Below are 7,550 nucleotides of genomic sequence, written 5' to 3'. Positions count from 1 at the left end.
TACAGTTTGATAATCTGACCTTACCCACTCGCTCCTGTTTGTTTTGTTGATTACACAGATATTGAACAAGACCCGAAAAACTACTAAGTCTAGTTTTCTTCATAGGGATATGGCGAATAATCATAGTTTTTTTACCACTTCCAACATTGCATTCTGGGTGGTTTGAATACGATTTAATAATGTTTTTACTGTTTGGAGGTCAAAATGTGCAACGCGTTTGTCCTGAGTCAACCATAGTTTTAACAGTCCACCAAGCCGTCCTAAGTCCCCATTAATTTTGGCTAGCTGCAATATATGATCTTTATCAACACTACTTTGAATTTGATAACCAAGACTTATCCGTCTTAAGTACTCGGCAATTGAAAGACCGGCAGTGGCTGCATTCGATTTAATTTGAATTTCTTCAGAAGGCAAAACAGGTACGCGAAGATGACGACCATTTTTTCTAGTGGGTGTTTTAAGTTTCTCGTCCATAAGGATGCCGACCTCTTTATTAAGTGGTTATGCAATCCTTTAGGTATTGATTTGATCTCAAAACATAGGTTTTTCGTTGAGCACCGAAGGTGCGAATAAGACTTGTGATGTTTGGTAGCCAGCTTGCTGGTTAGCTAACTTCACCTATCTTGCCCTGCGTTTCCAGATCACTTTTGAGAATCATAGCAGGAATTTTTTGGAATTTGCAATGATTTTTAAGGAACTTTCACCTTAATAGAACCAAATTAATCCTAATTATTCCTAAAAGTTCATTTATTGGAATTATAAAATCATTTTAATATCCCGTAAAATTCCTTTTTGCTCCAATTTATTCTTTTTTCTTGTTCGAACTCAAATTATGATTTAGACTTTTTAAAATAAAAAAAATAACGCCAAAGAAGAATGAAAAAACCACTTTCCGAACGGGTAATCCAAAATCAGTCAGAAAAAAAGAATGGGCGAACCAATGCCAAGATTCAATTTATTGCTCTGAAAGAAGATATTCGAGAAGCCCTTGAAAAGGGCTGTTCGATGAAGGCTGTTTGGGAAACTTTATCTGATGAAGGTCAAATATCATTTGGCTACAAAGCATTTAGAAATTACGTACTTAAGTTAATTAAGTCAGCGCAGGAAAATACCAGGGATGATAAACAGGGCAAAAGTAAAGCAACAAATGCAATCAAAGGTTTTACTTTTAATCCAATACCCAACCCGGAGGAACTCTTGTAATGGCAAAAATACATATCACGATGCAGGGCAAAGGTGGTGTCGGTAAATCGTTTGTCTCGGCAACTACCGCTCAGTATAAATTTAATAAAGCACAATCTCCACTGTGTATTGATACTGATCCAATTAACGCCACTTTTCATGGGTTTAAGTCACTTAAAGTTGAACGCCTGAATATTATGGAGGGCGATGAAATCAATCCGCGCCATTTTGACGTTTTAATTGAAAAAATTGCAAATACGCAAGACGACGTAATTATTGATAATGGTGCCAGCTCTTTTGTGCCTTTATCGCATTATCTTATCACCAATCAGGTGCCTACCCTCTTAAAGGGCATGGGGCATGAACTTATCATCCATACCGTTATCACTGGTGGTCAAGCGTTGCTGGACACAATAAACGGCTTTGCTCAGCTGGTAAACCAATTTCCAGAAGATGTTCGATATGTTGTATGGTTAAATCCTTATTGGGGAAGGATTGAGAGTGAGGGAAAATCATTTGAGCAACTGAAGGTATACAAAGAGACAAAAGACCGAATCGCGGCAATAATTAATATCCCTGATTTAAAGGAAGAAACTTTCGGCCATGACCTCTCAAATATGCTTCAACAAAAAATGACATTTAATGAAGCAATCGATTCTTCTGAGCGAAATATTATGACCAGGCAGCGATTAAAGCTAATACGGGATCAACTATTCAGCCAGATTGATAACGCCATGGTGATCTAATGTCAGATACAATTAATGAAGCCATTAAAACCATTGCAGTAAAACATGGTGTGGTTTTGGGAAAAGATGATCCGATACTCATTCTCCAAACCATGAATGAAAAATTGCTAGAGGAAAACCGGAAGGCTCAGCAGGATATACTAACTCAGTTCAAAGAGGAAATGGAGAACATTTCCTCTCAATGGAAGGTTGATGCTAAAGAAAAAGCAGAGAAACTACTCAATGCTGCATTGGCTGGTAGTAAAGAAGCTATGAACAAGCTACTGAGGGATGCTACCAATGAATTCGTTCATGCTATGAAAAACGTGATATCAGATTCATTGACGAAAGCAAAGGATTTGACTCAACAGACGAGCAAAGCAAATCGATTTACATGGTTAACATCAGTAACAATTTTTACTGTTTCTTGCATATTTATGTTGTTCATACTTATTAATTTTTTGAGGTAACTCATGCATTCAATTGGAACAAAAGATGAAAAATGAAAATAATAAAAAGATACAAAATCTGAGTACATTTTCATGGTCCATAGCTGAAATACTGCGAGGCGATTTCAAGCAGTCCGAATATGGTAAGGTTATCTTGCCATTTGTTGTCCTGCGCCGATTGGATTGTATTTTAGAACCTTCTAAAGATGCGGTAGTTAGTGCGTACGAAAAGTTACCTGAAGGGATAGATGATCATACTAAAGATATGATGCTATTTAGTGCTGTTGGTGGTGGTCTGAAAGTTTATAACTACAATACGCTTACCTTTAGTAAAATTCGAAATCAAGATCCAGGTGATGTACATAAGAATTTATTAGACTATATAACCAGTTTTAATAGCAGCGTTCGGGATATTTTTCTTGAAAAATTTCTCTTTACGGATCAACTAAAGCGTCTAAAGGATGGCGGAATTTTATGGCAAGTATTCGATCTCTTCTGCCAGATAGATTTACATCCTGATAATGTTACCAACATGGAGATGGGCTATCTCTTTGAAGATTTGATTCGCCGTTTTTCTGAAATTTCCAATGAGACGGCAGGGGAACATTTCACACCTCGTGAAGTCATTCGCTTGATTGTGGATCTTTTGTTAATTAATGATGCTGACGCATTGGCTGGATCTGGAATCATTCGCACAGTTTATGATCCTGCCTGTGGAACAGGCGGTATGCTTGCACTCATGGAAGAGGCAATGAAGGAATATAACTCTAAAATTCGTGTTGAGCTCTATGGGCAGGAGCTAAACCCAGAGTCTTTCGGTATCTGCACGTCTGACATGCTGGTGACAGGTCATAACCCAGAGCAAATTGCTTTCGGTAATACGTTAACAGAAGATGCTCACAAGGATAAAAAATTTCACTACATGCTTTCCAATCCTCCGTATGGGGTAGATTGGAAAAAATACCAAGAGCCTATTAAGCAAGAAGCACAAGAAAAAGGTATGGATGGTCGTTTTGGTGCTGGATTACCCCGCATCTCTGATGGGCAGTTGCTTTTCTTGCAGCACATGATTTCAAAAATGCGAGATGATGAAGTAGGCTCACGCATTGGTATAGTGATGAATGGTTCACCTCTTTTTACAGGTGGGGCAGGATCTGGTGAAAGTGAAATCCGTCGCTGGATGTTGGAAAATGATTGGGTCGAGGCGATTATCGCATTACCTACGGATTTGTTTTACAACACCGGCATTCAAACCTATGTTTGGATGCTCACGAATAAGAAAGTTAAGAGCCGTCGGGGAAAAATACAGCTAATTGATGCAAGCAGCGAACGATTCTGGCAAGCCATGCGAAAAAACCTTGGTAGCAAACGCCGAGAAATTCCAGAGCATGCGCGTAGTGAAATTGTTAAAATTTTTTATGAAATGCTCAATGGCAGTGGTGATTGGAGCGGATTTTCTAAAATTTTTGATAGGGAAGAGTTTGGTTATCGAGAAATCCGTATTGAGCGTCCTTTGAGGCTAAATTTTGAAGTAAGCAAAGATCGGTTAGATTTGCTTCAACAAGAAAAAACGTTTCTAAAACTTTCTGAAATTGAACAACAAGAGCTATTAGCAGTGTTAAATCACAAAACGTTAGTGCAGCAATTTAAAAATCGCTATGAATTCGAGAAAGCGCTTAAAACAGTGTTTAAAAATTTAAGTTTCAAATTAACTGCATCATTGAATAAATCGATCTTTACAGCACTTTCAGCGAAAGACGAAACTGCTGACGTTTGCTTTGACACTAATGGCAATCCAGAACCTGATACTGATTTGCGTGATCATGAATTAGTGCCACTTACAGAGGATTGGCGAGACTATGTTGAGCGAGAAGTTAGGTCTTTTGTTGCAGATGCTTGGGTAGATGAAAATTACAAGGATACTATTGATAGTAAGGTTGGTCGCGTAGGTTATGAAATTAATTTTAATCGCTATTTTTATAAGTATGTTCTACCGCGTCCTGTGGCTGAGATTGATGAAGAGCTTAAGGATTTGGAAGCAGAGATTGCTAATTTGCTGAAAGAGGTAGTGGTATGATCAATACCCAAGATAAATATTGGTTTGGTAAAGCTCCTGGTCATTGGAGTACTGTAAGAGTAAAAAGTCTTTTCAGATTAGCATGTGAATCGTCCAAAGAGAACCATGGCATGGAACTGCTGTCCGTTTATACGGATATAGGTGTTAGACCAAGGAAAGAGCTTGAGCAGAAGGGCAATAAAGCATCAACTACAGATGGGTATTGGCTTGTTAGAGAAGGCGACCTTGTTGTTAATAAGCTTTTGGCTTGGATGGGGGCTATTGGATACTCTGAATACAATGGAGTGACGAGCCCCGCATATGACATCTTAAGAGCAAGAACTACATTTATAAATCCCAAGTTTTACCATTATTTATTTAGATTAAAGCTGACACAGGGTGAATTTAGGCGTTGGTCTAAGGGTATTATGGATATGAGATTAAGGTTATATTTTAGCGAGCTTGGAAATGTTTTTATTCCTTGTCCTCCATTAAGCGAGCAAAACGCAATAGTTGAATTTATTGATAATGAAAATGATCGTATCGACAAACTTCTTGAAAAGAAAAAGAAACTTATTTCGATAATTAAATTACGTGAAGAATCTTTTATAAAAGATTGCTTAACGGGGCGTGACTTAAAATATATTGATCTAAAAGAAACTACAGTTCCATGGCTTGGAAAAATTCCTGCTCATTGGAGAACAATGAGGTTGCGACATTTGGTTAGAATTGCGACTGGTGGAAAAGATACAAAAGATCGTGTGGATAACGGTGACTATCCATTTTACGTGCGTTCGATGAAAATTGAGAGAATTAACAGTTTTTCAATGAATGAAGAATCTGTGCTTACTTCAGGCGATGGCGCTGGTGTTGGAGAAGTTTTTCACCATGTGTTTGGAAAATTTGATCTTCATCAAAGAATGTATGCCTTTACTAATTTCCGAGAAGTATCTGGTGATTACTTTTATTATTTTCTGATGGCTTTTTTCAAGATGCAAATGTCTCAATGGTCAGCAAAATCGACTGTTGACTCCGTAAGAATGCCTTTCCTAAAGACCATGGTTTTCACCGTCCCTCCAAAAGAAGAGCAGGAACGCATAGTGGATAAGATAAAAAAACAATCTGGTAAATATCACGATTTAATATGGAAGACTGAAGAATCAATAAGGCTTCTAAAGGAGTTTCGTAATTCCCTGATCACTGAAGTTGTAACAGGTCGATTAGATATCAAATTATGGAAGAAAAGAGGCAGTACAGATAAACGCCTTGATAATATCGAAGGGGTAATGCGGACATGACGGATGCAACTAAGCGTACATACTCTCAGGATACTATCTGTCGGGAAAATGTGCTGCAATTTCATGTGATCGATCAGTTAGTAAAAAACCTAGGTTATATCCATCGTAGTACAGATGATTTTGACCGTGCTTCAGCACTCGACAAAGTGCTAGTAATACAATTCATTAAAGCCACACAGCTTGATGAATGGAAACGGTTGGAAGAGCAATATTCTGCTAGCGCTGAAGCCGAATTTTTTAAGCAACTGGAAAAGGCGCTGAAATCTCGTGGAACGCTGGATGTGTTGCGCCAAGGTATCAAACTCATTCCTGGTATTAAATTCTCTCTTTGCTTTTTTAAACCTGCTTCTGGTATTAATAAAGAACTATTACAGCTCTTTGAGGCCAATGTTCTCTCGGTTATTGACGAGCTGAAATATAGCAGTAAACATGATAATCGTATTGATATTGGCCTATTTGTTAATGGCATTCCGTTAGTGACTATCGAATGTAAAAATCAATCAACAGGTACGACGTTCCGTTATGCTGAAAAACAGTATCGTACTGATCGTTCCCCAGCAGGTGAGCCATTACTAACCTTTAAACAAGGCGCATTGGTACATTTCGCAATGGACGAAGACAATGTTTCCATGACGACGCGATTAGCAAATGGTAAAACTCGATTTTTGCCATTTAACCGAGGCCATAATGGTGGCGCAGGAAACCCTGATATCGCCGATGACTTTCGTGTCGGTTATCTTTATGCTGACCAACCAGAAGGAAAAGCCATCCTTTCGAGAGATATTCTGCTAGATATCGTTGGGCGATTTATGCATCTGGAAGTAAAAGACGGTAAAGAAGTCATGATATTTCCGCGCTTTCAGCAGTTAGATGCTGTATTAAAGTTATTAAGTCATGCAAAACAACATGGCCCAGGTCATAGCTATTTAATTCAGCATTCAGCAGGTTCAGGTAAATCTAATACCATTGGTTGGACTGTCCACAGAATGGTTACTTTACATGATGAAAATGACCAACCAGTATTTAACACCGCCATTATTGTGACTGATCGTATTGTTTTAGATCGCCAATTACAAAATACTGTGGCTCAGTTTGAGCAAACTAAAGGCGTGGTAAAAAAGATTGATGGCACGTCACGACAGTTGAAAGACGCCATCAAGCAAGGCGCGCGTATTATCATTACTACAATTCATAAATTTTCGACTGAACATTTAAAGGAAATCTCTGGTCAAAGCAAGCGTCGATTTGCTGTACTGATAGATGAAGCGCATGGTTCTCAGTCGGGTAAACATGCTGATAACCTCTCAAAAACTTTGACGCGTGAAGAGGGGAATAATAGTCCATCTGATATAGAAGATATGATCGCTGATTATCAACGACAACGTGGACCACAGGCTAATATCAGTTATTTCGCTTTCACGGCTACACCGCGTAATGTCACATTAGAGCGATTTGGCACAAAAGGACTGGATGGGTTGCCATATCCATTCCATCTTTATTCCATGCGTCAAGCTATTGAAGAGGGCTTTATTCTTGACGTGTTGCAGAATTATATGACCTACAAACAATACTATAAGCTGGAAAAAGCCATAGAAGATGATCCAGAATTGCAAGGGAGAAGGGCGCATCGCCGCGTTGCCAGATTTGCGATATTACACCCCACAGCAATTGCTCAGAAAGTAGAGGTAATTGTTGAACATTTTCGTCGCCATGTGATGCAAGAGGTAAATGGTGAAGCTAAAGCAATGGTTGTCACTCAAAGTCGTGAACATGCACTTAAATATTATTTCGGTATAAAAAAATATATTGAGGAGAGGCAGTATGTAGGTGTGAAAGCCTT

General features: G+C 38.6%; 7 protein-coding genes. 6 read left to right on the top strand and 1 reads right to left on the bottom strand.

Features of this window, described 5'->3' with window-relative positions; all coding sequences use genetic code 11:
• Positions 1 to 120 precede the first annotated feature (120 nt).
• Positions 121 to 474, bottom strand: a complete 354-nt coding sequence (gene traJ, locus Q0495_RS12130; RefSeq protein WP_298626731.1) for a conjugal transfer transcriptional regulator TraJ — start codon at positions 472 to 474, stop codon at positions 121 to 123.
• Between the two features lie 402 nt (positions 475 to 876).
• On the opposite strand from traJ, the gene Q0495_RS12125 reads away from it, so the two are divergent.
• The 6 genes from Q0495_RS12125 to Q0495_RS12100 form a co-directional block, all read left to right on the top strand.
• A complete protein-coding gene (locus tag Q0495_RS12125; protein WP_298626728.1) occupies positions 877 to 1,203 on the top strand; it encodes a TraK family protein in 327 nt (108 codons plus the stop codon).
• A complete protein-coding gene (locus Q0495_RS12120) occupies positions 1,203 to 1,928 on the top strand; it encodes an ArsA-related P-loop ATPase (RefSeq protein WP_298626725.1) in 726 nt (241 codons plus the stop codon). The genes Q0495_RS12125 and Q0495_RS12120 overlap by 1 nt, the downstream gene beginning before the upstream one ends.
• Positions 1,928 to 2,377: a conjugal transfer protein TraM gene (locus tag Q0495_RS12115; protein WP_298626722.1), complete on the top strand. Its 450-nt coding sequence runs from the start codon at positions 1,928 to 1,930 to the stop codon at positions 2,375 to 2,377. Before Q0495_RS12120 ends, Q0495_RS12115 begins: the two co-directional genes overlap by 1 nt.
• Before the next feature lie 25 nt (positions 2,378 to 2,402).
• Positions 2,403 to 4,433, top strand: coding sequence for a class I SAM-dependent DNA methyltransferase (locus Q0495_RS12110; RefSeq protein ID WP_298626720.1), 2,031 nt, complete (start codon positions 2,403 to 2,405; stop codon positions 4,431 to 4,433).
• Positions 4,430 to 5,710: a restriction endonuclease subunit S gene (locus Q0495_RS12105; protein WP_298626717.1), complete on the top strand. Its 1,281-nt coding sequence runs from the start codon at positions 4,430 to 4,432 to the stop codon at positions 5,708 to 5,710. The genes Q0495_RS12110 and Q0495_RS12105 overlap by 4 nt, the downstream gene beginning before the upstream one ends.
• The coding region (locus Q0495_RS12100; RefSeq protein WP_298626714.1) for a type I restriction endonuclease at positions 5,707 to 7,550 on the top strand (1,844 nt) is incomplete at its 3' end. The genes Q0495_RS12105 and Q0495_RS12100, both read left to right, overlap by 4 nt.

It is taken from the genome of uncultured Legionella sp. (assembly GCF_937871865.1).
In the GTDB taxonomy this organism is placed as follows: domain Bacteria; phylum Pseudomonadota; class Gammaproteobacteria; order Legionellales; family Legionellaceae; genus Legionella.
The sequence above is the reverse complement of the archived record's forward strand: the minus strand, read 5'-3'. Positions and strand labels throughout refer to the sequence as shown.